At 55.5% G+C, this 23,910-nt stretch carries 26 protein-coding genes and 1 tRNA gene; 22 read left to right on the top strand and 5 right to left on the bottom strand.

Going from position 1 to position 23,910, the window contains the following annotated elements; genetic code table 11:
- Positions 1 to 192: 192 nt before the first annotated feature.
- The 15 genes from ACPLPM_RS14620 to ACPLPM_RS14550 all read left to right on the top strand — a co-directional run bounded on the left by ACPLPM_RS14620 (position 193) and on the right by ACPLPM_RS14550 (position 12,633).
- A complete protein-coding gene (locus ACPLPM_RS14620) occupies positions 193 to 1,572 on the top strand; it encodes a hypothetical protein (protein WP_424357507.1) in 1,380 nt (459 codons plus the stop codon).
- Positions 1,573 to 1,999: 427 nt separating this feature from the next.
- The gene (locus tag ACPLPM_RS14615) at positions 2,000 to 2,935 is read left to right on the top strand and encodes a FlaD/FlaE family flagellar protein (RefSeq protein WP_424357506.1); all 936 of its coding nucleotides are present in this window, start codon (positions 2,000 to 2,002) and stop codon (positions 2,933 to 2,935) included.
- A gap of 155 nt (positions 2,936 to 3,090) precedes the next feature.
- A complete protein-coding gene (locus ACPLPM_RS14610; protein ID WP_424357505.1) occupies positions 3,091 to 3,558 on the top strand; it encodes a hypothetical protein in 468 nt (155 codons plus the stop codon).
- 12 nt (positions 3,559 to 3,570) lie between these two features.
- Positions 3,571 to 4,056: a hypothetical protein gene (locus ACPLPM_RS14605; RefSeq protein ID WP_424357504.1), complete on the top strand. Its 486-nt coding sequence runs from the start codon at positions 3,571 to 3,573 to the stop codon at positions 4,054 to 4,056.
- 32 nt (positions 4,057 to 4,088) lie between these two features.
- The gene (locus ACPLPM_RS14600; RefSeq protein WP_424357503.1) at positions 4,089 to 4,577 is read left to right on the top strand and encodes a hypothetical protein; all 489 of its coding nucleotides are present in this window, start codon (positions 4,089 to 4,091) and stop codon (positions 4,575 to 4,577) included.
- 19 nt (positions 4,578 to 4,596) lie between these two features.
- Positions 4,597 to 5,085: a hypothetical protein gene (locus tag ACPLPM_RS14595; RefSeq protein WP_424357502.1), complete on the top strand. Its 489-nt coding sequence runs from the start codon at positions 4,597 to 4,599 to the stop codon at positions 5,083 to 5,085.
- Positions 5,086 to 5,097: 12 nt separating this feature from the next.
- Complete coding sequence (locus ACPLPM_RS14590; RefSeq protein WP_424357501.1) at positions 5,098 to 5,592, top strand: hypothetical protein; 495 nt, start codon at positions 5,098 to 5,100, stop codon at positions 5,590 to 5,592.
- 9 nt (positions 5,593 to 5,601) lie between these two features.
- On the top strand, positions 5,602 to 6,141 hold the full coding sequence (locus ACPLPM_RS14585; protein ID WP_424357500.1) for a hypothetical protein: 540 nt from the start codon (positions 5,602 to 5,604) through the stop codon (positions 6,139 to 6,141).
- A gap of 4 nt (positions 6,142 to 6,145) precedes the next feature.
- Positions 6,146 to 6,301 (top strand): hypothetical protein, encoded by a 156-nt coding sequence (locus ACPLPM_RS14580; protein ID WP_424357499.1) that lies wholly within the window; start codon positions 6,146 to 6,148, stop codon positions 6,299 to 6,301.
- Positions 6,283 to 6,807 (top strand): hypothetical protein, encoded by a 525-nt coding sequence (locus ACPLPM_RS14575; RefSeq protein ID WP_424357498.1) that lies wholly within the window; start codon positions 6,283 to 6,285, stop codon positions 6,805 to 6,807. Before ACPLPM_RS14580 ends, ACPLPM_RS14575 begins: the two co-directional genes overlap by 19 nt.
- Positions 6,808 to 6,819: 12 nt before the next feature.
- Positions 6,820 to 7,560, top strand: a complete 741-nt coding sequence (locus ACPLPM_RS14570; protein WP_424357497.1) for an ATPase domain-containing protein — start codon at positions 6,820 to 6,822, stop codon at positions 7,558 to 7,560.
- Between the two features lie 35 nt (positions 7,561 to 7,595).
- Positions 7,596 to 9,371, top strand: a complete 1,776-nt coding sequence (locus tag ACPLPM_RS14565; protein WP_424357496.1) for a type II/IV secretion system ATPase subunit — start codon at positions 7,596 to 7,598, stop codon at positions 9,369 to 9,371.
- 2 nt (positions 9,372 to 9,373) lie between these two features.
- Entirely contained in the window at positions 9,374 to 10,996 is a 1,623-nt protein-coding gene (gene flaJ, locus ACPLPM_RS14560) for an archaellar assembly protein FlaJ (RefSeq protein WP_424357495.1), read from the top strand.
- Between the two features lies 1 nt (position 10,997).
- Positions 10,998 to 11,972 (top strand): hypothetical protein, encoded by a 975-nt coding sequence (locus ACPLPM_RS14555; protein WP_424357494.1) that lies wholly within the window; start codon positions 10,998 to 11,000, stop codon positions 11,970 to 11,972.
- 427 nt (positions 11,973 to 12,399) lie between these two features.
- On the top strand, positions 12,400 to 12,633 hold the full coding sequence (locus tag ACPLPM_RS14550) for a hypothetical protein (protein ID WP_424357493.1): 234 nt from the start codon (positions 12,400 to 12,402) through the stop codon (positions 12,631 to 12,633).
- A 660-nt stretch (positions 12,634 to 13,293) separates the two neighbouring features.
- On the opposite strand, the gene ACPLPM_RS14545 is transcribed toward ACPLPM_RS14550, so the two are convergent.
- Positions 13,294 to 13,719, bottom strand: a complete 426-nt coding sequence (locus ACPLPM_RS14545) for an NUDIX hydrolase (protein ID WP_424357492.1) — start codon at positions 13,717 to 13,719, stop codon at positions 13,294 to 13,296.
- Between the two features lie 132 nt (positions 13,720 to 13,851).
- Here ACPLPM_RS14545 and ACPLPM_RS14540 point away from each other — a divergent pair.
- Positions 13,852 to 13,937, top strand: a tRNA-Ser gene (locus ACPLPM_RS14540).
- Positions 13,938 to 14,055: 118 nt separating this feature from the next.
- Positions 14,056 to 14,586 (top strand): hypothetical protein, encoded by a 531-nt coding sequence (locus ACPLPM_RS14535; protein ID WP_424357491.1) that lies wholly within the window; start codon positions 14,056 to 14,058, stop codon positions 14,584 to 14,586.
- Positions 14,587 to 15,129: 543 nt separating this feature from the next.
- On the opposite strand, the gene ACPLPM_RS14530 is transcribed toward ACPLPM_RS14535, so the two are convergent.
- The 3 genes from ACPLPM_RS14530 to ACPLPM_RS14520 form a co-directional block, all read right to left on the bottom strand.
- Positions 15,130 to 15,516 carry a hypothetical protein gene (locus ACPLPM_RS14530; protein ID WP_424357490.1) on the bottom strand — a complete coding sequence of 129 codons (387 nt, stop codon included), beginning with the start codon at positions 15,514 to 15,516 and terminating at the stop codon, positions 15,130 to 15,132.
- Between the two features lie 178 nt (positions 15,517 to 15,694).
- Positions 15,695 to 16,564, bottom strand: coding sequence for a hypothetical protein (locus tag ACPLPM_RS14525; protein ID WP_424357489.1), 870 nt, complete (start codon positions 16,562 to 16,564; stop codon positions 15,695 to 15,697).
- A 339-nt stretch (positions 16,565 to 16,903) separates the two neighbouring features.
- On the bottom strand, positions 16,904 to 17,755 hold the full coding sequence (locus ACPLPM_RS14520) for a hypothetical protein (RefSeq protein WP_424357488.1): 852 nt from the start codon (positions 17,753 to 17,755) through the stop codon (positions 16,904 to 16,906).
- A gap of 324 nt (positions 17,756 to 18,079) precedes the next feature.
- Between ACPLPM_RS14520 and ACPLPM_RS14515 the strand changes: the two genes are divergently transcribed.
- Positions 18,080 to 18,232, top strand: coding sequence for a hypothetical protein (locus tag ACPLPM_RS14515; RefSeq protein WP_424357487.1), 153 nt, complete (start codon positions 18,080 to 18,082; stop codon positions 18,230 to 18,232).
- 442 nt (positions 18,233 to 18,674) lie between these two features.
- A complete protein-coding gene (locus ACPLPM_RS14510) occupies positions 18,675 to 19,247 on the top strand; it encodes a hypothetical protein (protein WP_424357486.1) in 573 nt (190 codons plus the stop codon).
- Positions 19,248 to 19,292: 45 nt separating this feature from the next.
- On the opposite strand, the gene ACPLPM_RS14505 is transcribed toward ACPLPM_RS14510, so the two are convergent.
- Positions 19,293 to 21,344 carry a HEAT repeat domain-containing protein gene (locus ACPLPM_RS14505; protein ID WP_424357485.1) on the bottom strand — a complete coding sequence of 684 codons (2,052 nt, stop codon included), beginning with the start codon at positions 21,342 to 21,344 and terminating at the stop codon, positions 19,293 to 19,295.
- A 241-nt stretch (positions 21,345 to 21,585) separates the two neighbouring features.
- Here ACPLPM_RS14505 and ACPLPM_RS14500 point away from each other — a divergent pair, with 241 nt between their 5' ends.
- From ACPLPM_RS14500 to ACPLPM_RS14490, 3 genes are read left to right on the top strand one after another with little or no spacing between them, the layout of a single operon-like run.
- Entirely contained in the window at positions 21,586 to 21,819 is a 234-nt protein-coding gene (locus tag ACPLPM_RS14500) for a hypothetical protein (RefSeq protein ID WP_424357484.1), read from the top strand.
- A gap of 43 nt (positions 21,820 to 21,862) precedes the next feature.
- Positions 21,863 to 22,282 (top strand): archease, encoded by a 420-nt coding sequence (locus ACPLPM_RS14495; RefSeq protein WP_424357483.1) that lies wholly within the window; start codon positions 21,863 to 21,865, stop codon positions 22,280 to 22,282.
- Positions 22,283 to 22,293: 11 nt separating this feature from the next.
- The gene (locus ACPLPM_RS14490; protein WP_424357482.1) at positions 22,294 to 23,724 is read left to right on the top strand and encodes an RtcB family protein; all 1,431 of its coding nucleotides are present in this window, start codon (positions 22,294 to 22,296) and stop codon (positions 23,722 to 23,724) included.
- Positions 23,725 to 23,910: the final 186 nt, after the last annotated feature.

Raw genomic sequence — 23,910 nt, 5'->3', positions numbered from 1 at the left:
AAGTCATCATCAATTTTTAGGTGCTTAAGGTGCACCGATACTGTCTATTGGGCCCCCGATTTCCGGGTCAACGCCTGCGATTTAAAACATGCCGGCGCCGACGCCCGGTACTCCGAGCCCGGGGATTGACAGGCATAGCTTGAGCATTTACCGAACCTGCCTGCACAGCAAGCCTGTGTGGAGGTGCTGCTAATGGACCAGAGCGAAATTAACGAGATCATCGTGGATTCTACCGGAGAGCACTCCGCCTGTAAATGTAACGAGATCGAAAAGGAATTCATGATCCTCAAGGGCTCGATTAAAAAGCTGATCCTCGACATCAGGGAGCAGATGAACTCCTCGGAGAACCCGTTCAGCAACATCCAGATGCTCCAGATGCCGCCCCCGGCTCCGGTCATCAAGGAAGACCCGATCGAGTTCGACCTGCCTAAGGCTGATGAAGAGAAAAAGCAGGCAGAGGATAAGGTAAAGGCAGAGGCGGCAAAGCAGGCAGAAAAGGAGAAAGCTATGGCTCAGGAGAAAAGTACTGGCAATAACCCCGGATGTCCTTATGCGGCGAGAGCGAACGAGGTGCACAATCGTTGCCCACTATCCGCTAACATTAACAACCAGGATCAAGGCTGTCCCATGGCGAGGAAGGCCCAGACTCCGGGCAATACCTGCTCGACTAGTACTACTACCACTCATTACTACGATCTCGTAAATTATCTTTATCAGCTGTTATCCCAGCAGGGTTATGTGGACCATGGGTCCAGAAACGCCCGGCATGTCCGGTCTAATGGCGGCCTTGCCCAGTCAGGCGAGAGGCACGTCTGTGCCACCTGCGGCAGGCCTGTAAACCCCGGTAACGAGGCTTATCCCGGCAGCTGGCCCTATCCTTACCCTCCCTATCACCAGGGGCGCTGGCCCGAGCAGCAGGGGCGTGGCATGTACCACGAGGCTTCCCGGCAACTGCCCTATGAACCGCGTCCGTATTTCTACGATCATCCGGAATACGAGCCTGCCCAATACGGGTATCCCTACGCTCCCGACTATACTGATGCCGACGAGGCCGACTACCGGTATCGTCAGCAGAGCGCCGGGCGGCGCAGAGTAGCCACCACCAGAGCTCCCCCCGAATATTACTACCGGGATCAGGATGATGAGTATTACTACGAGCAAGAACGATTTGAGCCCAGGCAGCCGGCACGGGAAAGGTACGAGAGGGATTATTACCGCCCGGAGGCCAGTCCCAGGAGAGCCTCCAGGGAGCCTGCCGACTTCGAGGAAGACCGCTACTACAGGCCTTCGCCTGCAGAGCAGCGCCGGCCTGCACCTTACCGTCCTGCCCCGAGGCGGGTACGGGAAACCTATCCGCCGGCTCCTGAACGCTACGAAGACGAGTTCGAAATGACCGAACCTCTGCCGGAGATCGACGTTCTGCCAGACGAGCCGGAGCGGGAGGAAGAGCCCCTTCGGATCAGGAAACGGGCTCGTATCACCAGGGCCATACCAGAGCCTGTACTGCCCGAGCTGGTGGAGCAGCCTAACCCGAAGCCCCGCCGGAGCAGGGCCGTCAAGCACAGGGGCTAGATTGCAGGGCCACGAATGACTCCCGGGACTCCTCGTACACGTTTTTCAGGGTATCTGGCAGTACCCCTGTCACTTTCGATTTTACAATTTCCAATAAGTAAATATTATGTCAGTACTTTTACTTTTGAAATTAAATTCACTTAATTTCGCATTCTATACAAAAAATATATTATAACACTGACCGAGTTTTATGTGTAATTACGGCACGCTACACGTGTGCTTGCATGCAGAGAAGTGTAACAAAGCCAGCTGGAGTAACTGAACATGACCCAGAGCAATTGCGACAAAAAAGGTGTTCACCGGACCAGTTATTATCTTTATATGCCCTCTGTGGGCGCTATTAGTAATATCTATGCGTGGCCTGCACAGCAGGCAGCGCCTGCGTGGCAGGCGGTAGTCCGTGGAGTGACGGGCTAGGGGTGTGGGTATGGCTGACATGGACCAGAACGCGATCAATCAAATCATCATGGACGCCTCGAGCGAGGATCCGACCAAGAAAGTGGACAAGCTCGAGAAAGAGGTCATGATCCTCAAGGGATCGATCAAGAAGCTGATCGTGGACATCCGGGAACAGATGAACAACGCGGAAAACCCGTTTCTCAACATCCAGCAGCTGCAGATGCCGGCCACTCCGCCGGTCATCAAGGAAGACCCCATCCAGTTCGAGATGCCGCTGAAGCCTGATCTGGACGATGAAGAAGAGGAAGAGGAAAGGCCGGCGGCCAAGAGCAAGAAGAAGCCTAAGAAGGGCAAGAAAAAAGCGGCAGAAGTCGACGATGAAGAAGAGGCTGATGCAGGCGATGCCGATGAGCTGTCTGCCGCAGGCAGCGATCTCAGAAGACGTGAGCAAGAACTGCTTGACCGGGAGCGGGCGCTCGACAAAGCCATGGACAAATATGGGGCCGCCTCCAGGAACGAGGATGCGAACCCGGACGGCTACTCGAAGCGGGACATGGAAGTCATGAACGAGTTCGAGGAGCAGCGCAGGATGCTGGAGACCATGCGGAACAAGACTCGCACAGGCGGGCCTGCTACGCTCACCGGCAGCCGCAAGATCGACCCTTACACGATCAACCAGATCATGGACTGGACGCGCAACATGATCCGCAAGAACGGGAGCGAAAGGCTCAACGATCTGCTGGAGATGTACGTGTCCACGGGCTACCTCAGCGAAGAGACGAAGCTCATCGTGCAGCGGATGTCCAAGCTGATGGAATCGGAGCCCCAGAAGCCTCCGAAGCGGCTCGACATCAAAGAGTGCGTCAGCGATCTGTACACTCTGTACATGATCCTGAACCCCGGGGACAAGGAGCTCGACTCGAGAATGCTCAACGTCCTGCTCAACCCGGAAGAGCGATACTGATCAAAGGGATCACCTGCAGGTCGAGAGAAGCCTGCCCGGCCATTGTGGGATGGTCCGGGCACAACAGGCCGACGTGCAGGCATAAACATTTATCGACACGCCTCAGCGTGCCGAAAACAGACTGGTATAAGGCAAGTGTTGCGGGAGCAAAAACTATGGTTTCGAATACGATGAGCACAGCGATTTTTATCATCGCGTCAGTGATCGCGGTAGTCGCTGTGGTCAACGCCATTTATCCCACGCTGAACGGCTCATCCCGCGATATTCTTACCTCTACCTCCGATACCGACAGCCGGACGAAAACGCTGCTTACTGTGTCTTCGTACAGCTTCGTCGACGGCACTACCCTCGACGTATGGGCCAAGAACTCCGGCCGGACGCGGATCGCAGAAAGCGAGCTGCAGGCTGCCCGGTTCTACTACGGCAACGATACCGGATCGATGGCAAACTATGCCGCAACCTGCAGTATCGAAGCTCCCAATAATGGCGACAGTTTCCTGGACCCCGGGGAAACGGTGAAGATCGAAGTGATCTCGGCGGGGCTGCCCCGGAATCCGGGGGTACACAGAATCAAGTTTGCCCTGCCCAACGGGGCCGCCAGCGAGTACACGCTGACAATCTGAACGGTGACTGAAATGGCGCACGAGGTGATCGGAACGGCAGTAATGGTCATTGCGACGGTAATTATCACCGCTGCACTGCTGAACGCCATCTTCCCTTCCGTTTTCGGCGTCTCGGACGACATCAGGTCGACCGGCGGAGAGGCAGATGATCGGGCGGCCACCAGCCTGGCAGTCATCAACTACGAGGTGGCATCCCAATCGGAGCTGCGCTTCGACGTGCTGAACAACGGCAGGACGGAATTTCAGGAAGCGTCATTCCCGACGATGACCGTATACCTGGGTGGAGCGAATACTCCCCTCATGCTGGTATCCGGCAGTGTGTCGGAGACCGAGCCGTACTGGACTTACACGCTCACCGGCGGAGATGCGACGTGGAGCCAAGGCGAAACCCTGGTTATCCAGGTGCATAATCCCGACGAAAGCTTCGCGGACGGTAGCTACCGGCTCAGGATTCAGCTCATCAATGGAGCAATGACCGAACAGGCATTCACAGTATAGGTTAGGAACATGATCACAAGAGGCAGGTAAACATGGCTCAGGATGTCCTCACAACGGCGATACTGATCATAGCGGCCATCATCTCAGTGGTAGTGCTGGTCAACGCCATCTATCCTGCCCTCTTCACGACCACCGGGTCGCTCACGAGCGTATCCGGCATGGCCAGCGACCGGGCAAAAAGCGACATCCGGATAGTGATGGCGAACTCGCCTAACTCTACTGCACTGCAGGTATGGGTCAAAAACACCGGAAGCGTCCAGGTCCCCGATAGCAGGATCACTTACACCGACGTATACTTCGGGGACAAAGGCACCATGGCCAGAGCCTCACCCGGCTCCTCTGCCGGCTTGTGGTGGGCGTACAGCCTCGACGATACCGACGACAACGGGCACTGGGATACCGGCGAAACGCTGGAAATGACCCTCTACGACCCCGGAGCTACCCGGTTCACGGCCGGCGATCACCAGATCAAGCTCGTGCTGCACAACGCCGCGAGCTTCGAAGGCACGATCACGATATGATGAGGGAGACGGACGGATAATGGCGCAGAATACCATCAGCACTGCAATCCTGATCATCGCAGGAGTCGTGGCTACTGCAGCGCTTATCAACGCGATGTTTCCCGCGGTCTATGGCTTCTCGGGTTCGGTGACATCCGTATCCGAGGCTTCGGGCGACCGGATGAAAACAGACTTCACAATCATATCTGAAGGGCTCGACCCTTCGGTTTCCAGCACGTTACACGTGTACGTAAAGAACACCGGCAAGCTGACCCTCACCGGCCCGAACCTGGGAAAGACGGACGTCTACTTCGGTAGCGGCTCCAGCCTGTACAAGTGCAAAACCGGCGCAACGCTGCCTTCCTGGCAGTATACGATCCAGGACGGCAACGGCGACCAGCACTGGAACCCGGGAGAAACGCTCGACGTGGCAATCAGCACAGACAACTACGACTTCAGGTCGGACCGGCAGATCGTCCGGATCGTTGCATATAACGGCGTAGCGGCCGGACATGAATTCACCCTGTGAGGCGGACGAACCATGGCAGAAGAGACCATCAGCACTGCAATCCTGACGGTGGCGACCATCATCGCGGCCGTCGTTTTGCTGAACGCCATCTATCCGGCGCTGTACAGCGCCTCGGGCTCTATCCTGTCCATGAACAGCGTGACCGTCGACCGGATGAAGACCGACCTGAAGGTGCTGACGGAATACCCCGGCACAGACGCCGAAGGCCACTTCCACCTGGTTGTCTGGGTGAAGAACACCGGCGACACGGTGATCAAGGAAGCCGATCTGGGCCTGACCGACGTATACCTGTATCCCGGCAACGGGGTCACGACGAGGATCTCCCAGGCCGCCGGTTCCCGGAACTGGCAGTACAGCATCCTCGGCGGCGACGGCGACAACGACTGGGACCCTGTCGAGACGCTGCAGGTGACCATCGACTACGGGAGCCCGCTCCCGGCCGGCACAGCCCGGTTCAGGATCGCGCTGGACAACGGCGTGTACGCGGAGGATACCTTCTCCTGGTAGGTGGGACCCATGGGCTTCGGCGGCATCATCACAACAGGCCTCTCAATTGCCATCCTGCTGGTGGCCGGCTACATGATCCTGGCCGGCATGAGCTACACGCTCAACGCGGCGACGGCATCGGCTGCAACAGTCCGGGAAATCAAGGCCGGGCAAATGGATACTGCGCTGACGGTGGTCAACGTGACGAAAGTAAACGCAGAAACCCTGGAGTTCAACGTGACTAACAATGGTAGCACCCGGATATCCGACATCTCGGGCATGGACGTGCTCCTGAAGTACGTCGACCCGGGTACCGGACAGTACGTGGATGCAGGCTGGCTCGGGTATGTGCCCGGCGCCGGCAATCCTGTCACTGGCGTCGGCCAGTGGTATAGTGCCGGCGTAATCTCGCCCGTGCGGAACACCGCGGGCACAACCTTGCTGATGCCTGGCGAGACAATGACCGTCAGGGCGGTACTCAGCGCACCGCACCCCGCAGACGCAGGGATAGTACAGGTGGCCGCGCCTAACGGTGTAAGCGCAACAGCCCAGTTCGATTTCAGGATATGATTGCATGAGCGACGTGAAAAAGCAGAGGGCTTATATAACCAGTGGCAGCGGCAAAAGTAGCCTGGCTTCGCTGCGGATTACGGTGAACAGCCCGTCCGGCACGGCAGTCATTAGGCTTACGTATTCCGAGGAGGCGATATCGTGGGATTCGGCCCTGTGATCGCTACCGCCATCTCTATCGTGGTACTAATTGCGGCGGGCTACGTCCTCATAGGAGGTATGGCTCAGTCGGCAGACGTTACGGCTGCGACCATGAAGAGCTCCGGAGACCTGAAAAACCAGCAGCTCAAGACTGCGATGGAACTCGACGGGGCCGCCGGTTACCTGAACGGCTCGCTCTCGTTTGACGTCGCTAACTCCGGCAGCGAAAAAATAACCAGCATCTCCCGGATGGATGTAATACTCAAATTTACGGACCCGGGCAACGGTGTCGTCGACACCTACTGGGTACCTTACCAGCAGCCGGGCCAGACAACCGGCCTGTACTGGAGAAACGCCGGCATAGACTCGATCACCGGCGACGCCATCAACCCCGGGATGCTGGATCCCGGCGAGACATTACACGTAGAGGTCGCCAGCGATACGGGGTTCCCCGCAAGTATCGGGACCGTGCTGGTAGCAGCCCCTGACGGGGTCACCGCATCTACGCGTTTCATACTAACATAGGTGAGTGAGAACATGACGGACATGAGCGACTTTGCGGAACTGGAGAAAGAGAGAAAGAAAGACCTGCTGTCGACGGGCAACACCGAGATGGACAAGAAGATGGCAGACGGCCTGCCTATCCACTCTCTCAACCTCATCGAAGGCGCGAACGATACCGGCAAGAGTGTGCTGACCCAGCAGATCTGCTGGGGCGGGCTCAGCCAGGGCTTCACTTTCTCCGTCTACACGACGGAGAACACGATCAAGAGCTTCCTGAGCCAGATGGAAAGCCTGAGCCTGGACATCTCCGATCACTTCGCCTGGGGTTACCTGAAGATCTATCCCATCCACGTCGAAGGCGTGGAGATGGCTGCGGACCTCTCCCGCAATTTCCTGCAGCGGCTCATCACTCACATCAAGGCGGGCAAGTCCCAGGTCATCATCATCGACTCGTTCACCGTGTTCACCATCAGCGCCACCCAGGACGACATCTTCAAATTTTTCGCGGAGTGCAAAAACCTCTGCGACGATGGCAAGACAATCCTGATCACGCTGCACCAGTACGCGTTCGACGAGGACACGCTGATCAGGATCAGGTCGATCGCCGACGGCCACATTAAGCTAAGGCTGGAGCAGGTGGGCGACAAATACGTGGCCATGATGGAAGTGTCCAAGATCAGGGGCGCCAGAAAGTCCACTGGTAACATCATCAGCTTCGAGGTACACCCCGGCTACGGCTTAAAGATCATTCCGTTCTCGTCTGCGCAGGTATAGGCGCGGGCACATCGCAAGCAAAGGAGGAACATAACATGGTTGAAGGCTTCCCACTGCCGTTCGAGGCGAATTACAAACCAGTAGATCACGACCACTCAGACCTGAACCAGTGCGGCATATACCGTATTCTGCCTGAGGAGGGCAAGCGAGAGGCGGAGAAGAACCCTTACCTGCTGGACTACCTCCACATGATCCCTATCGACGAGATCGGCATGCCGAAGATCTACACGAAGCTCGACCGCAAGCTGGGCGAGCTCAAGACGCCGAACCTGATCTACCCGGCAGGCGATGAAATCTACATCCACATCTACCCGGACATGAAAGACGTGCGGAACTTCTACATTCCGGTAGAGCAGCACTTCATCATTGACATCAACCCCTATCTGCCCATCGTAGAGGAGCGGCTGGTCGACATGGTGGCGAAGTTCAACCCCACCAACCTCGACGAGAGAAAGCAGATTCTCCGGGAGTGCCTGGCGAAGATCTGCGTGATCGACGACAAGAAGAAGCAAAAGGCAGCCAACGCTGTGCAGAAGAAAAAGAGCCCTTTCGAGAGCTTCTTCGGAAGCAAGGAAAAAGCCGGCTCAAAAACCGTCACGCTCACCAAAAACGAGTACCGGGCGCTGGAATACTACGTCATGCGAGAGAAAGTGGGCATGGGCCTTCTCGAGCCCGTAATTAAAGACCCGAACATCGAAGATATCACCTGCGACGGCTACGGGCCAATCTTCCTCGAGCACAAGACCTTCAAAGGCCTGAAGACGACGGTAGAGTTTACTCAGAAGGACCTGAACAAGTTCGTCCTGCAGCTGTCGGAAAAGATCGGCAAGCCGATCACCTTCGCCAGCCCCATCGTCGACGCCACCCTGCCGGACGGCAGCCGTATCAACATCGTGTACGGCGACGACGTGTCCAAGCGGGGCAGCAACTTCACTATCCGTAAGTTCTCGGACAAGCCGCTCAGCCTGCTCACGCTGATCGACGGCGGCTCGCTAGACTATACCATGGCGGCATACCTCTGGATCATGCTGCAGGAAGGCATGAGCGCCTTCGTCAGCGGAGAAACTGCCAGCGGTAAGACCACCCTGCTCAACGCCCTCATGGCCTTCATTTCGCCCAACTCCAAGATCGTGTCCATCGAAGACACGGCCGAAGTGCAGGCGCCTCACAAGAACTGGACCAGAGAGATCACCAGAGGCGCGGGCAAAGGCCTGAACTCGTCGGACGTAGGCATGTTCGACTTGCTTAAGGCAGCGCTGCGTCAGAGGCCCAACTACATCATCGTAGGTGAAATCAGAGGAGTAGAAGGCGCTATCGCCTTCCAGGCCATTCAAACCGGCCACCCCGTGCTGTCGACGTTCCACGCAGCTTCCGTAGAAAAGCTCATCCAGCGTCTCACCGGTGACCCGATCAACGTGCCCAAGACCTACGTGGATAACCTCAACCTCGTGATCATCCAGAGTGCCGTGAGGCGACCTGATGGTCGAATCGTCAGACGCGTGCTCTCCATCAACGAGATCGTGGGCTATAACCCGCAAACCAAAGGTTTCAGCTTCGTCGAAGCGTTCTCGTGGGACCCTGTCACCGACACTCACTCTTTCAAGGCCTACGGGTCAAGCTTCCTGCTGGAGCAGAAGGTCGCGAGGAAGCTGGGTATTCCCCAGACCAGGACGAAGATCATCTACGACGAGCTGGAGAAGCGGGCCAAGATCCTCAAGAAGATCAGCGAATCCGGCATCCGGGACTACGGTGAATTCTTCAGCATGGTCACTCAGGTCGAGAAGAAAGGACTCACCAAGCTGGAGGTTTAGGCGTGCAGGATACGGGTAACGCTAAGGCTAAAGCAAAGGCTGTGAAAACTAAGGCGGTGAAGGCGAAGGGCGCCCAGCAGCTGCCCTTCGAAGGCTTAATACGGCCTATCATCACCTATTTCCAGAGCTACGCGGAAAGCGGCAAGATCGACATCGACCTGATGTACACCGTTACCTACATGAACACCATTGCGACTGCTGATCTGGCGAGAGACGAGATCTTCCGCCGGGTCGCGGAACGAGATGACTTCGTCTGCAGCAAGTACTTCAAGCAGGTCTACATGCTGGCCAAGAACTGGAACTACGAATACGCGTATGCCTGCCAGATCGTCGCGAAGAGCGTGGCCAACAAGCGGCTCAAAGACTTCCTCATGCGCCTGGCCAACGCCATGTCTTCGGGCGAACCCGAAGCCAAGTTCCTCGAAAGCGAATATGTCACCATGATGACCATCTACAAGAACGAGTACGAGCGAAGCCTCGAGTCCTTGAAAAAGTGGACGGATGCATACACCGCCTTACTTGTGTCGATGGCCTTCGTCGCAGTGACGATGCTGCTCTCCGTCATCCTGTACAACCTGGGCGACCCGTTTACCATGCTCATGCTTACCGTGGCCCTGACAGGGGGAGTAGGCGGCATCGCGGTGTTCGTCATCCGGGCCGAGGCGCCTAAAGAATTCAAGACCCACCGCGTCAAGTACCCTTCGATCGAGCAAAAGCAGATCAAGGACATGCAGAACATCCTGATCCCGGGCGCCCTGCTGCTGTCGGCGTTCCTGTTCATGCTCAACGTCAACATCGGCTTCATCCTGATCGTCTTCGGCATCAGCATAGCGCCCATCGGCTTCGTCGGCATGATCGACGACAAGAATATAGACCGGCGGGACAGGGACTTCTCCCAGTTCATCAAAATGCTGGGCTCCATGTGCGGCGGCATGGGCGTAACAGTCAAAGAAGGCATCAAGAAGGTGGACCAGAAATCCATCGGCTCGCTCGATACCATGGTGCAGCGAATCTACGTGCAGCTGATGATGGGCATGGAGCCCAAGATCTGCTGGGAAAAGTTCGTGGGCAGCACAGGCAGCGAACTGATCCACAAGTTCACCTACATCTTCCTCGACTCGGTGGAGATGGGCGGCGACCCGGTGAAGATCGGCAAGCTGGTCAACACCACGAACCTGGAGATCGTGCTGCTGCGCATGAAGCGGAACCTGACTTCGTCCAGCTTTACCTCGCTGGCCATTCCCCTGCACATCAGCATGTCCGCCCTGATCATCTTCATTGTCGAGATCATGATCATCTTCTCCACGATGATCTCCAAGCTCTACAGCTCGTCCGACCTCATGGACTCGGGAGGCTCAAGCGGTGGTATCTCGGTCTCCTCGATGGGCTTCAACCTGTTCCAGAACGTGGATGTCAGCCTTCTGGGCCAGTACATGGTCCTGATGGTGCTGGTGCTCACGCTGGTCAACACTATCGCAGCGAAGTGTGCTGTCGGTGGTAACAACTATAAGTTATGCTACTACGGCGCCATCATGTGCGTCACGGCAGGCCTGTGCCTGATCATCGTACCAGTCATAGTGCAGTCGATCTTCAACTTCCCGACAATAACGGCAGGTGGTTTGTAAAATGGAAATAGAAGGCAACATGCTCTTAATCATACTCGTGGGGTTATCCCTCGCGATAGCGATAATAGTCGTCGTCATCCGGGTGGCCGTCAAGAAAGACCCCTCGGCTGCAGGCGGGTCTCTGCTATCCGCGCTAAACCGGGGCCGCGGCCAGCCAGATGCTGAAGAAGCAGCAGGGGGCGAGGTAGAAGCCGGACTGGCGAGCGCATCCGGGAACGACGATCTGTCGCTTCCGGAGATCGACGATCTCGACAGCCTCTCCTTCGAGCCGGAGAAAAGCCCGGCCCGGGAAGCTCCGAAGCCGAAAGACAAGTCCTCGGCCAGCATTCTCACCGTCATCACAGAGCTGCTCCGGGGCATCTTCAGCCGCCGCAAGGTTCAGGAAGAAGTGAAGCACGAGGTCAAGGACATCGACGAGCAGCTGAACCAGGTACTCCAGGAGTCCCAGAACCTGGGCCTGGACATCAGCAACGACGTCAAGATCCCCAACCTCGGCACCCTCTCGGAAAGCAAGACCATGAGAGAGATCGATACCGGCATGCGTAACCAGCAGCCGGCCTTGGAGAAGAAGTCCGAAGCCCCGCCCCAGCCTCAGTCGCTGGAGGGCATGAACCCTTATACCCAGGGTGGCATGGACTTCACCCTGCCCGACACACCGGCATTTCAACAGGAGCAGGTGGCGAAGCCGCCCGAGCCGGCCAGGCCCGATCTCTCGAAGCAGCCGCTGACCCCGAAGCCGCCGGAATCGAAGCCGGAAAACACTTTCAAGGGCCAGGGCCCCAACGATGCCACTTCAGATCTCCTCTCCGAGATCGCCGCAGAATCGGTCAAAGAGGAAGTCATCAACATGTCCATCATGAAGGACCTTGAAGGCGTACCAATCGCCTGCGACGAGCTGGAGAAAGACCTCACGACCATACTGGGCCAGATCAGCGTCAACGCCAAAGCCAGCGGCAAGAAAAAGAAGTCAGCTTAGGCTTAAAGGTCGCTTCCCTCGAGCGTGCCTCGGCCGACACCGGCCGGCACGCCAACCATCTGCTTTTCTCTCTTCCTTTTCTACCGATTCAAACTCTCTGCCCCCATACATGGCCAAAATATATCTACTGGTTCCGTGAATATATGGCACCGGTAAAGTATATGCCGTAGATGCGCAGATACTTTAGAAAACCAAGGCCTGTGCCCACCCTGTACAGGCCAGGGAAGTGTCACCGTTGATGAACGAGAGCTGCTCGTGCCCTTACGTGGTAACAAGGTCCCTGTGTGTGCTGGAAGGCACCCGATCCTGGACCTGCACCCGCCTCAGGCGAACCGTTACCGAGGCACACTGCGAACAGTGCAGGCTCGTGTTAACGCGCACTCCCGGTTTCTGACGCTAACAGCTATAGCTTATGGAGTTGAAACACATGAGGAAGGTAATGCACATTAACGCCAAGGACTACAAGAGCAACCCCGAGCACACCATCAAGCACATCGTGCACTCGGCAAACATCGGCCGCCTCGAGGAAGGCACCCTGGAGCGCGTCAAGTCTACCGACGCCTCCGGCATGGTCGAAGTCTGGCACGCCCAGTGCGGTCAGAACACCTGCGAGATCTCGATCAACAAGCAGAGGAACGAAGTAGTCATCGTCACGGTGTAAACCAACACCGTGATCCAATCATTTTAACAACTTTTTCTATCTCTAAGCTCCCTTCATCTCTAACCCTTGTGGCACGGCTCCTTATCCCGACAACTGGGAGGCAGAGGTTCTAACCACGGCGGCACGGCGGCATTTCGAGAAACGACTGCTGGGTGGTTGTTTTAACCACGGCGGCACGGCGGCACGGAGACGATTCGAGAAGCGATGGCAGGATGGTTAATTGAACCACGGCGGCACGGCGGCACGGCGACAACCCATACCAGAATAGTAAGGCTCCTTTTTTATTGATCCACGGCGGCACGGCGGGCTGACAGCCGGAGACAATCCTTCTATTGTTACTATGCTGGAGAAACCGGGAATCACTACAGAAAGTAGTTCACCGACTTTGTGTTCATCATAGATATACTGAAACACCTGGCCAGTAAACTCTTTTTAGTTAATGGGCTGTCTCTGTGTCGCCGTGGACCAAAAAAGAATTCGGTATTACAGGTTCGCTATTGTCGCTGTGTCGCTGTGCCGCCGTGGTTCCAGTTACCACCCGGTTATTGCAGGTTGCGCTATCGCTGTGTCGCTGTGCCGCTGTGGTTCAATTAAGTGATTCCCAGTTGTCAGGATAAGAGGCCAGTGCTTCCTTGGAGTTATTGCTGTATTGTTGTCTGGTTATATCAATCGGAGTGCATCGTGGAGGATGCGTATCAGTATGGCCGGCACTTCGCCTTTTGCAGCCATCTCTTCGATCTTTTCCGGGGTGAGCCACTTAGTGTCCGAGACGCCGTCGCCGACGGTGGGTATGCCGGAGGTGTACCTGCCGAGGAAGTAGATGAGGACGACCTGCTTTTCAAAGGAGGTCTGCGGGTCGTAGGAGATGTAGGCTCCGACCTGTCTTTCGATCTCGAACAGGCAGGTGGTCTCTTCGAGAGTTTCCCTGTGGACACAGGCTTCGAGGGTCTCGCCCATCTCGAGCTTGCCGCCGGGGAAGATCCACTTATCCGCCCAGTAGCCTTTCATCTGGCGGACCATCAGGATCATGCCGCTGCTGTTGACGATGACAGCGCCGCAGCCGACTACAAACCGTTCCGTCGTCACGCTTAGAGCATATGGGCTGACGCCCATATATAGTTTTCAGGCTTCCACGTGATTTCTGTGCTGCCGCTGGCAGCGCGTCGAAACCTTTATACATTTCAGGCAACATCTAAGATTCGCAATCGAATTTTCTATGCTGAGGTAGCCAAGTGGACTACGGCGGCAGCCTTGAGAGCTGTTGAGGCGCAAGTCTCGCGCGGGTTCGAATCCCTCCCTCAGCGCTGTTATTTTTAAACTAGTTTCATTTCACGTAATCATCGTAAGGGTAGTCTACGGTATCGTAGGTGCTGGCATATATAGACAATATTATATACAATGATAATATCTTAAGCAATTGTTATGTCCATGCACAAGGGCTGGCCTCTCATCTCAACCCTTACCGGTCTCGTCACATTGCTCGTAATCTGGCTTGCCTATACTCTATTCAGCTCGATCGAACTGAGCAGAACCCGGATGTCTATGAGGCTGTATGAACTGCAGGAGCCGGGAAGCTTTAGCTATTCGGCGCTGGACAGTGCTGAATTATTTCTTCTGGTGGTCATACTCACTATGCTACTCTGCGGAATAATCGCCACACTCCTGTCCAGGCCTTCGGGAGTCTCCCTTCTGAAGGGGCTGTATCCATCCTTGCTGGCCGCTTCGATACCGCTGGTAGCTATCGATCTGTTTCAGGTTCTGTCCTACATCACTGCTACACAGCAATATTATCAGGGCAACAGGGGCCCGGGGCCACTTTACCCTACAGAACCCCCGTTCCTGCCGGTCTACCTTCTCCTTATGGCCATCGTCACCCTACCGAGCCTCATACTTTCGGCAGCCGGGGGTATACTGGCATTGTGGGCGATCAGTTCCGGTAAGAATGGTCCCTGAAATCTTTGGGATAAATACTGGATCGGTTAACACTACGTACACGACGGCCACGATGTACACGACGTTTTATTAAAAGACTGATAATACCGACTATATTCGGTTAACGTCGTGTATAGTCGTTCCTGTAACTTTCTGGACAGTCAGGTACCATTTACGCGAAGTACGTAAAGTACGCGAAGTTATACTATAAGATCAGTTTGCAGTCACCCATTATTATCATACTTTGAGTACTTCGCGTACCTCGCGTACTTCGTGTAAACGGTACGGGCGCCCGTACAAAAAGTTTCAAGAATAACTATACTTCGTGTACGTTGTGTCCGTCGTGTTAACCATTCCAGACCGTCTAAAATAAGTTTCATCGATAATGAGCATACGTATCCCCCGGACGGGATGGTAATCTTATAGCCGAGTAAGGTTCCACCGTGTACTAGAAGCCCGTCCGGAGAGCGTATCTTTTTTAGGCCAGAGGATACAGAGCCCTGACATGGTCAGGGCTAAACCCGGGCAAAGTCCGGGCCGGTTTTGATAATTTGGACGTCAGTCTCAGCAGAAGCCGCCGAAACCTAAGCCGCTGCCGAAGCCGCCGAGGCCGAAACCTGCAAAGCCGAGCCCTGTGGCCACCTGCGGGTACGCGAACGATGCGCTCTGGGTTGTCTGCGCAAAGTCAGTGTGCATCAGGGTCTGTCCCTGGACTGCGGACTGTGAGACGCCCGGGAAAGCAAAGCCTGAGGTTGCGCTCGGGAAGCCGACGTTCACCGCTTCGTTGTTGAAGGCCGACGCGATATCCTGATTATATGCGGTAGTCATGCCAGACTGCACCATCGATGGAAACCCGAACGAAGTGCCGGACAGCAGAGCGCCAGCTGTGCAGGTCGCTGTTATGGTCAGTGCAAGCAGGAGCACCACTCCGAATGTTACTATCTTTTTCACCCAATCCCTCCAATCAGGTTCACGACGAATTTCTTCTAATAGCTTATCGATTAAAATAGCGCCTTAGACGTCATTAGTGCAGGAAAAATCGGCTCTGCCAGATAGCCTGGCGCCGGATCGTCGATGATCCGGTGCCGGGCACATCTGCATGCAATTTCACATATTTAGCCCGAATTGTTTATACCTGCCAGTGTAGCGTGTGAAGCTTTGTATCAGGTAGCGTCATCTTCATCGAATCGGAGACCGCTTTGCTCTGATTGGTCATTTTTATGACCGTCGAATTCGGGTTAATCCAGGTGGGCCGATCTATCGTACCCTTATATGACTGGGGTAAGGGGCTTTTCACCTTGGCGTTTCTATATAGTTTTTCCATTCCGGAGGCATCCTGGATCTGCTCTTTTGTGGCAGTCTTGTAGTTCAGCGGTTTTTTACTCGCCGCTGCGGTAGTGTTGTTGGCACCGGCTGCTCCGGAGCTCGAAGTATTGCCCGGAGTGTTATTGATCATGTTTGAACCCGGCGCTATCGTTACGTTGCCTAAGCCTGACGATGGGTTCATATATGGCTTGAATTTCATGCTCACAGGTCCAGCTGCAGCGGCCGGGGTATTCATGTAAGGCCAGATCAAGCCTGATCCAAGCATGGGTCCGGATAATGGCGGGGTCATACCTCCGACAGCTCCGACGGTAAAGCCACCGTTGTTGGTGAAATCGTTGAAGCACCAGTTGGCTTTGAAAAACCCTGTATACGTACTTATTACTGCAGCATCGGATGTCTGTACAATAGTCGGGCCTCCCAGCCTCAAAGCGTCAATACCGCATGAGGCAGTGGCGCCGGGAAACGAGATGGCAAAAGCTTCAGTATCGGTTGCTGCTAACGTTTGCTGGTGGAACAAGTTCTGATTGGTTTTCCACACGCCAGCCTGGTTACCGTATACGACGTCGCCGATAACAAACTTTATATTGCTCGCTCCCCAGGCTGATACCTGGATTGCGCTACCTAACAGGATAGCTATGATAAGCATAGCTATTAACAACTTCCTCAAGTTCATCTATTCTATACCCTCCTCAACCTGATCGATCAGTCAGTCCCCGTATTCTTAAAGATTCATACATTTTCAGGTAAAATCTGGGGCGATAACAGAAAAAGTGGCGACAGAAGCCGGTTAAACTAATGGCAACGCGACCGAAACTTATCGTGAACAGGTTCACAGGTAGGCCGAGTTAACTTATTATAATTGCACTCTTAACGCTGTGAATTTTTATGCCAGATATATTACTAAACTCTGTTGTTTCCGCAAAAAAGCGCTCAGGGTTAACCAGGCCGGGCCAGCCTGTGTTTTCCTGTACCCGGCTTGCACCTACACCGTTTATACATTTCGGAGGAGTCCTTACAGGTCCCAGAATAAAGTATGCGCTTTTTCACCCGGCCTGGTCATGTTCAGCGCATCTGTGACGGACTTGTCTCGATCTGTCATCTTAAGGACGCTTGTATCCGCATTAATCCGGGTGGGACGTTCTACCGTGCCGGTATAGGCTTTAGGGACGGTGTTAACCAGATTAGCATTCCTCCACATCTTCTCCAGCGCGGAGGTATTCTGAATCTGCTCCTTTGTAGCAGTCTTGTAGTTCAGCGGCTCTTTACTCTTCCATGCAGAAGTATTGTTAGCACCGACTGCTGTGGGGCTGGTGGCATTATCTACTGTGTTGTTGATCAAGCCTGTGCCTGGCGATATGGTAATGTTACCAGTGTTTTCTGACGAGTTGATGTAAGGCTTGAACCTCATGATTGTATACCCGGCTGCGGGGTCCGGAGTGTTCATGTATGGCCATATTAAGCCGGCTCCGAGCATAGATCCGGACCTGATCGGGCTCATGGCACTCATGTCGCCAAGGGCATACCCGCCGTTGTTGGAGAAACAATTGAAGCACCAGTTAGCCGTGTAATAACCGGTATCCGTGCCAAGGATGGCTGCGTCGGAAGTTTGCGCAATGGTCAGCCCCGGTGCGCCCGCCACAGCAGATCCAGTTCCGGCCATGGCTGCAGGAAAGGAGATCGCCATCGCTTCCGTATCGCTAGCCGCAAGTGTTTGCTGGTGGAACAGCGTCTGGGAGGGTTTCTGCAGGACGACCTCGTTGCCGAATACGATGTCGCCGATGACCCACTTCATCTTGGCAGCTCTCCAGGCTGATACTTCAGTCGTGCCCGATATCAGGATCGCCATGATAAGCAAAGCTAACAAACACTTTCTCCAGATCATATCTTCTATACCCTCCTCAACCTGATGATCTGTTCTGCTCCCGTTTGCTTAAACATTAATGAGGTTTCAGGTAAAATCTGGGGAGATAGTAGAAAAAGCGACGCCAAATCCTGCATTCTTCTCGGGAAAAATGATTCAGGCCCTGCGGTATACTGCTTTACGGACGCTGTAGCACGATCGCCACGATTACGCGGACATGGAAACTACAGAGAGAAATCTGGCATTGGCTACCCGGCAATTAACCCGCTAAAAGTCGCGCTCAACGTTAAATATGGCGGATATAAACTCTCAACTGGTGTTTTAATCATGGAGGAAGAGAAGAAAGGTGAATCCTGCGACTCGACTGCCTGCCAGACTTGCGGTGCTGCGGTAGTAGAGAACGAGTGTTCCGGGTGCCACAGAGACCCCAAAGAGTGCGTCTGCGAAAAGGACGTTACCAGTTCAGTGTACCCGATGTAAAGCTATAGTGGTCTCCGGGTCTGATCAATGGATCGGGCTCCGGTGACCAAACCTGCCAGGTTTAAAATGATCTCGCAGCCCCTTTTCTGATTGTGTGGTGAGACAGCAAAACGAACGCTGCGCTGTGCCAGAAACACAGATTACGACAGATATAACAGATTGCACAGACGACTATTTTATCCAAAATTAATGCTGCGAACCATTCAATTTTTATTATCGATTAGCATCTGTGCAATCTGCGCAATCTGTCAGAATCTGTGATCCTGGCACAGCGCAGCGTTCGTGTACGTTCACGGGCACAGAGATAACATCTTTAATGCGTCCGAGAAATCAGTATCAAGCACAGCGCATTGATCGTCCGCGTTCTTCAGCGTTCTTCAGCTTTTAACGCACGAGAAAATATATATCGCAGTCCATCGCCCGTTTCTACTGAGGGTTCCCCTTGCAGAAAAAGATCATTCTTACAGTGTTCTTAACGCTTACAATCGTACTGATGGCTTACGTCGTGCCGGCCACTGCCCAGACCGTGACTCCTGAGCCTGTCCCGGCGCAGGTGAACCTGGGTAACATTTCCGGAGCTGTCGTCACTCTGTACTACTACGACGAGGCTACAGGCGGTAAAGGCGATATGGTGAAGGTGCCGGATAACCCCCAGTACGTCCAGTGGGATGAACAGGCAGCAGCGCCCGGCACTTATACGTTTTCCCGGGTGCCCGAAGGCAAGTACTACATCGAGGCGGTGCATAACAACAACAGCTGGTTTGCCATCGCTACCGTTTACAAAGGTACTACGACGGCAAACGTGGCGATACCGCCCAGAAACTGGACTCCTGAGCCGACCGTAGTTCCCTCTGCTACGGCGGCCCCCACGCCGCTGCCGTCTGTCATGCCTACCGCCGCTGCCACTGGGACTCCTCTGCCGAGCCCTACGGCGACGCAGACGCCGGGTATGGGGATAGAAGCTGTGCTGGCGGGTATCGGGTTAATCTCGCTTTATCTGCTCAGAAAAAAGTAAATCGGTGAGCCTGCACCCGAGGCTCATCCGGTCATTTTTTATATTTTACGCGTTCAAGAACAGCGTTGCGATATCCCTGTTGAGCCAGCTGATGGGGAAGGTGTACGGCAGGTGTATGAAGCCGAACTTGTTCAGGGCGAGCAGCAGGACTCCGGCGATCAGCAGGACGAGTATGATGATGACGACATACTCTAGTATGCCGGTCTTTTTCTTCGTCTTCTTTTCTTCCTTTGCCACTTTGGCCTCTTTGACCTCTACGGGGGTCTTCTGCTCTGCCGCCGGCTTGACGTTCAGGCTCTTCGTGATCTGGTCGATCACAGCTTCGACCTGGGACAGGCCGTTCCTGGAGACCATCAGGACCTTGAAGTGCAGCTCGGACTTTTCCTCGGCCGTCATCTTCGCGTGGTTGATGATGTTCTTCAGGCAGGACTCAACGACCCTGTAGTCGCTGTACATGCCGGTGTCCATCTTGGCCAGCTCGGTCGACAGGCGGAGGGCCTGGGCTGCAGGCTCGGCTTCTCCGGAAGTGCCGAACTGGTCGATGAGCGCGCCGATCTTCTTCTGCACGATCTCAATGTCCGTGTGGAGCTTGGCGATCTCCTTCTGGCTGAGCTTCTTCGCCTCTTCCCGCGGGCCTTCGTCCAGGGGGATAAACCTCTCGATGGCCACGCAGGTGTCCACGAACTCGGCGAACTGCCCGGAGAAATTGTAGCTCCGGTCGGCGTAAGCCTTCCTTAAGACGGCGAGGACCTCGCCGATGACCAGCATGATCTCCTTCTTATTGTCCGTCTTCTCCGCGTCCTTCTTGAGGTCGGTGAAGTCTCTCTCCACGTAGCCCATAATCTCAGCGGACCGGGAGGTCATCAGTTTCAGGTAGGAACCGTAGAACAGCCGGTACGCCTTGGCCAGGACCGTCTCGCTCTCGATGATCGCCAGGTCGAAGCACTTGACCGCCATCGTGATGTTAGCGCTCAGCCTGTCCGGGGTGGTCGACCGGAGAGCCCTGATCACGTAAATCTTACCCAGCTTCAGCAAGGCTTCGTTGTCCAGGGTCATGTGGGGCTTGAGCTGCTCGCCCAGCAGGTCCATGAACTCGTCGACCGTCTTCGGGCTGGAAATGCTGTCGTAGTTGCGGGCTATCAGGTTCGAGAGGCTGATGGTGGCCCAGGCTTTGACGCTGTCGTCTTTGGTGTTAGAGTACAGGTTGTGAAGCAGGCTGAACGATTCTGCCGTACCTGCCGTGCCTAAGGCGTAGATGATGTCTTCGGATGGCTTGTCTCCTCTTGCCTTCAGGGCGGTAAGCAGGGCAGGCTCTGCCGAGGGGCCGATCTTGCCCAGCGTGTATGCGGCAATCCACTTGATGTCCCTGTCGTTGTGCTCCAGCAGCTTGACCAGGTCGGGCACTGCGGAGGCTCCGATCTTGATGAGGGCGTCGCTGATGCGGGAGCGGACCTCCACGTTGGCGTTCGCGATGTGGCTGATCAGAGGCAGGACAGCGCGGTTGTCGCCAATCTTGCCCAGCGTGTAGATCGCGTTAACCTGAACTCTGACATCCTCGCTGTCCAGGCACTTGACCAGCGGCTCGACGGTAATGTTGCCTATTTCGTACAGAGCGCCAGCCGCTCTCACGTCCAGATCAAAGGACGCGTAAGCCTGCCGGCTGTGGAACCTCTGGATTATCCCTTCGATCGCCTTCACGTCGCTCTTCTGGCGGATCTCGTTGGCGGCGAAGCGGATCATCGGGTGGCTGTCGCTGGTGGTGAGCAGCTCGATCAGCTGCTGTGATGTTCTGGTGTAGTCGATCTGCCTGTACGCCCACAGGGCGTAAGACTGGACCTCCCGGTCAGGGTCTATGACGGCGTGGCGGACGAGCGGAATGGTCGCCTGCGGGTTTCTGATTTTGCCGAGGGCGATGGCAGCGTTGGTGCGCACCAGCCGGTCAGGATCCTCGAGCGAATTTATGAGGGCCTGGACGTACTCGTCTTTCGGCACCTCCTGGAGCACCCGGAGCGCGCTCATCTTGACGGTTATCTCGGGGCTCTTCAGCGCTTCCTGCATTCTCTGCTGGTTCCAGCTTGCACTTGGATATTCGACCACTTCATCACCACTCTGCGAGTATATATGTCGATAAATCGCCCTTCAATGTATTAATATTTACTCGTACTCCGGAAAAGGCGAAATCAGGCATGCAGGCGCCTCTTTTGCTTTTTTATGCCCTCGGCCGGCTCTAAGCATCCCGGCCTGTAGAGCGGGTAATGATTCGGGCAATCGTGGCCTGCCGTTAAGTTTATTTCGGAGAAGCCGCATTGACTAATAACCTAAAAATGGTGGTTTTCAAGTGAAAGAGTTCCAGATCAGCGAGTCTATCATTCAGCTAATTAAAAATCAGAAGAGGGACTACCGGGTCTGTACGTCCTGCGGGGGAGCTATCCTGCTGCCGACGGCGATCAAGCGCCCCAAGCCCAACGACATCAAAATCCCGGTCGGGGAAAACTACCTGTACGTATCCGCTACTCAGGCTCGCTACATCGACGTGATCGACGACACGATGCTCATGTCTTTCACGAACTAAGCCTTTTTTATACCTGAGTCGCTTATTTTCATCGGGCATATTCATGGACTACGAGTACCTCGATCACACGGCTGACGCCGAGTTCATCGCTTACGGGGCCACGCTGGACGAGGCGTTTGTCAACGCTGCCCGGGCGACGTTCGCGCTGATCGCGGATCCGGGCATGGTGCAGCCGGCGGTGAGCCGGGAGGTACATCTGACTTCCGATTCTCTGGACTACCTGCTGTACGACTGGATCGCTGAACTGCTCTATGTGGAAGAGGTCGACCGGCTGGTCTTTTCCCGGTTCGAGGTCAAAATTGCCGGACGCGAAGGCGAGTACGTTCTGGACGGCCGGGCCTGGGGCGAGAAGATCCGTCCCGAACACGAGATCTCCCTGCATATCAAGGCTGTCACATACCACGATCTGCGGGTAGAGGAGAAAAATTCTAAGTACGAAGTACAAGTTTTACTGGACATCTGAGGCGTGCCATCATGGTTGATTTAGTCAAGGTCAGAGAAGACATTTACGAACTGCCGATAAACTCCAAACCCGGTATGCTGGTGCCCGGGAGGGTCTTCCTCTCCGACAAGCTCGTCGGCGACCTGGAGCAGGACGCGATCCAGCAGGTGGCTAACGTAGCCACACTCCCGGGCATCCAGAAGTACTCCATGGCAATGCCCGACGCCCACGTCGGCTACGGCTTCCCCATCGGGGGCGTCGCCGCCTTTGATATGGAAAAGGGCGTCATCAGCCCCGGCGGCGTAGGCTTCGACATCAACTGCGGTGTCAGGCTGCTCCGCAGTCCGTTGCAGCTCCAGGATGTTGCCGGAAAGACTGACGCGCTCATCGAGAGCCTCTACCGTGAAGTGCCGTCGGGCGTGGGCTCGGAGTCGAAGTTCCGGGCCTCCGAGGACGTCCTGACCCAGGTGTTCAACCACGGCGCCCGGTGGGCTGTCGAAAATGGCTACGGCGTAAAATCTGACCTGGAGCACTGCGAGGAGAACGGCGAGATGAAAGGCGCCGACTCCGCCAAAGTATCCCGGAAGGCCCGGGACAGGGGCAAGCCGCAGCTGGGCACGCTCGGCAGCGGCAACCACTTCCTCGAAATCCAGCACATCGAGAAGATCTACGACGAAGCTGCTGCAAAGGCATTCGGCCTCGAAGAAGGCGGCATTACCGTCATGATCCACTGCGGCTCCAGGGGTGCCGGCCACCAGATATGCACGGACTACGTCCGGACGCTCGAGCAGGCCTCCCGCAAATACGGCATCAAGCTAGCGGACAGGCAGCTCGCCTGCGCTCCCCTGACTTCGCAAGAGGCACAGGACTACTTTGGAGCGATGGCCGCCGGCGCCAATTACGCCTGGGCGAACCGCCAGATGATCTCCCACTGGGTCCGAGAAGCTTTCAATAAGCAGTTCCACACCGACCTGAAGATGGACCTGGTCTACGACGTCGCCCACAACGTGGCCAAGTACGAAGAGCACACGGTCGACGGCGAGAAGAAAAAACTCTGCGTCCACCGCAAAGGCGCCACCAGGGCCTTCGCCCCCGGCAGGATTGAGCTGCCTGTCACGTACAGGCAAATTGGCCAGCCGGTAATTATCCCGGGTAGCATGGGCAGCGCCTCCTACGTCCTCGTAGGCGCCCAGGGCGCCATGGACATGACCTTCGGCAGCACCTGCCACGGCGCGGGCAGAGTCATGAGCCGCTCCGCCGCCAAGAAAGAGGTCCACGGCAACGAGATCAAGCGCGAGCTCGCCGAGCGGGGCATCATCGTCAAGGCACCCAGCGCCGCTGCAATCTCAGAAGAGGCACCCGAAGTCTACAAGGACATCGACGAGGTCGTCGAAGTAGTGCACCGGCTCGGCATATCCCGCAAGGTCGCCCGGCTCGTGCCGCTGGCTGTAGCCAAAGGATAATAAGAGATCGAAAAATTCTTGGTTACCGTCGACGCCAGGACGCCTTGTTCTTAGTTCGCAAAGGCGCAAAGGCGCAACGACGCAAAGATAAATCTATTCAGTCTTAGCGCCTTTGCGTCGTTGCGCCGACGCGACCGATAGGTCGAACCGTGCTGATTGCGATTTAAGACCGAGGCCTGCCGGGGC

The sequence above is a fragment of the Methanocella sp. MCL-LM genome (assembly GCF_049676595.1).
Taxonomy (GTDB): domain Archaea; phylum Halobacteriota; class Methanocellia; order Methanocellales; family Methanocellaceae; genus Methanocella_A.
Note: the sequence above shows the minus strand (reverse complement) of the source record. Positions and strands in the feature narration are given on the sequence as shown.